The organism is Endozoicomonas sp. SESOKO2 (assembly GCF_024606245.1).
Taxonomy (GTDB): Bacteria; Pseudomonadota; Gammaproteobacteria; order Pseudomonadales; family Endozoicomonadaceae; genus Endozoicomonas_A.
The window spans coordinates 1-2486 of record NZ_JAHHPQ010000396.1 but is presented as its reverse complement, the minus strand read 5'-3'; the positions used below and the strand labels follow the sequence as shown (position 1 = coordinate 2486).

1 protein-coding gene is annotated in these 2486 nt (G+C 45.9%); it reads left to right on the top strand.

Annotated elements, in window-relative coordinates; all coding sequences use genetic code 11:
• The coding region (locus tag KDK17_RS08635) for a hypothetical protein (RefSeq protein WP_257254080.1) at positions 1 to 2486 on the top strand (2486 nt) is incomplete at both ends.

The window sequence follows — 2486 nt, the reverse complement described above, 5'->3', positions numbered from 1 at the left end:
AAGAGCTGGAAAAAGCGCAAACCCTGATAGAGATATGCAAGAAAAAAAACATCACAGTCAAGTACACTTTTTATAAGCTTCTTCGATTCGTAGAGAGAAAGTCTTTTAATGGCTTCTTCGATAATGCGACCGTTTTTTTTGGGCGCCTTCCTGAATCCTTCAAAAATACCGGCATGCTGACCAGCATGCTAAATAATAAAAAACATATCCGTGATTTTGCCGAGCGTAGCCAGGGTGAACTCGAATATTTAGCGAGTTTGGATGTATTGACTTCCCTTTCGTCCATGAATAATAGAAAAGGCTTGCTCAAACATGAGGAAGTGGAAGAGATGCTGAGCTGGCCCGAATGGAAAGACGAGTATGGCGAGTTCAATACGGAGTTATTCCGCTCTTTCTCATCTATGAACGCCAAAAGAGGCATACCCAAACATGAGGAAGTGAGAGAGATTCTTAGCTGGCCGGAATGGAAAGATAAGGATGGCAAGTTCAGTAAGGAGCTGTTCCGCCCCTTCTCATCCATGAATAGTAGCAAAGGTATACTTAAACACGAGGAAGTGAAAGAGATCCTGAGCTGGCCGGAATGGAAAGGCAATGATGACGGGTTCAATATGGAACTGTTCCGTGCTTACTCATCCATGAAAAGTGGTAGAGGCATGCTCAAACATGAGGAAATGAAAGAGTTGTTGGGCTGGCCGGAATGGAAGGACAAAGATGACGAGTTCAATATTGAGCTGTTCCGCGCTTTCTCGTCCATGAACTGTGGTAAAGGCATACTCAAACATCAGGAAGTGAAAGAGGTGCTCGGCTGGCCGGAATGGAAGGACAACGATGGCGAGTTCAACATGGAGCTATTCCGCTCCCTCTCATCCCTGTACAACAAAAGAGGCGTACCCAAACATAAGAAAGTCAGAGAGATGCTGGGCTGGCCGGAATGGAAAGATGAGGATGACAAGTTCAATATGGGGTTGTTTCGCTCCGTCTCGTCTATGAATCATTCCAAGGGCATGCTCAACCATGAAGAAGTAAAAGAGGTCCTGAGCTGGCCGGAATGGAAAGACAAGGATGACAAATTCAATATGAGGCTGTTCCGCGTCTTTTCGTCCATGAATAATGGCATGGGCATGCTCAAACATGAGGAAGTAAAAGAGGTGCTGGGCTGGCCGGAATGGAAAGACAAAAATGGCGAGTTCAATATGGAGCTGTTTCGCTCCCTCTCATCCATGAATAATGGCAAAGGTATGCTCAAGCATGAGCAAGTGAAACGGGTGCTGAGCTGGCCGGAATGGAGAGACAAAGATGGAGAATTCAGTGTGGAGCTCTTCCGCGCTTTCTCATCCATAAACAGTGGTAAAGGCATGCTTAAACACGAGAAAGTGAAAGAGATCCTGAGCTGGCCGGAGTGGAAAGACAGGGACAGCAAGTTCAACATGGAGCTTTTCCGCTCTTTCGCGTCCATGTACGACAAAAGAGGTATACCCAAACATAAGGAAGTGAAAGATATGCTGAGCTGGCCGGAATGGAAGGACAAAGATGACGAGTTTAGTATGGAGCTGTTCCGCTCCTTCTCATCTATGAATAATAGAAGAGGCATGCTCAAACATGGGCAAGTGAAAGCAATGTTGGGCTGGCCGGAATGGAAAGACAAGGATGGTGAATTCAATATGAAGTTGTTCCGCTCCTTCTCATCCATGAATAGTTGCAAAGGCATACCCAAACATGAGCCAGTGAAAAAAGTGATGGATTGGATAAGCTGTGGAGGTGCACCCAATCACCAGCTCCTGCGAATAATGACCAGACTCTGGAAATCAGAAGGGCTGCCTGCTATTCAGATGCTGCAACATCAGGAAACACAACTGAAACAATGGCTTTTAGCAGAATCTGCTGAAGACAAAAGTGATTCAGAGAGTGAAGAGGGCGACGAATACGATAGCGATTCAGAGGATGAGGAGGATGACGAATTCAATCGCCAAATAAAAACAGTGGCCCTTTATCTTTCCACCTCTAAGCCAGACTGGTCACTCAACTGGGTGGTTTTACAACAGTTTCAGCAATTCAATGCAAAGACTAAAACCGTTCTGATGATGGAATCATTGATAACGCTTTTATTTTCTTATGGCGGGAAAGGCGTCGAGCGCTACCTCCGGACTGATCAAAAGGATCGGGATTTTTTGTGGCGTCATTCGATTAAAACTTTGCCCTTGCATGTATTAAATAAGGCAATGGTTCTATCTTCTTCCCATGAACACAGAGAGCGTTTTATCCACTTTGTCAAGCGGCTGAAGTCATTGCCGGATAGGAGCCGATGGGAACAGTGCTCAGCCCTGTTGCAACCACTGTCGGGGGTGCTGAAACACGATTACATGAAAAGACTCTATTGGGAAATTCTGCAACCCTTAACAAAAGATGATCAGTTGCGTCTTCTGGACGCCAGCCATGCTCAGGCTGTGTTCGACCTGTTTCCCTCCTTGGGTGCCCTGCATAAACTC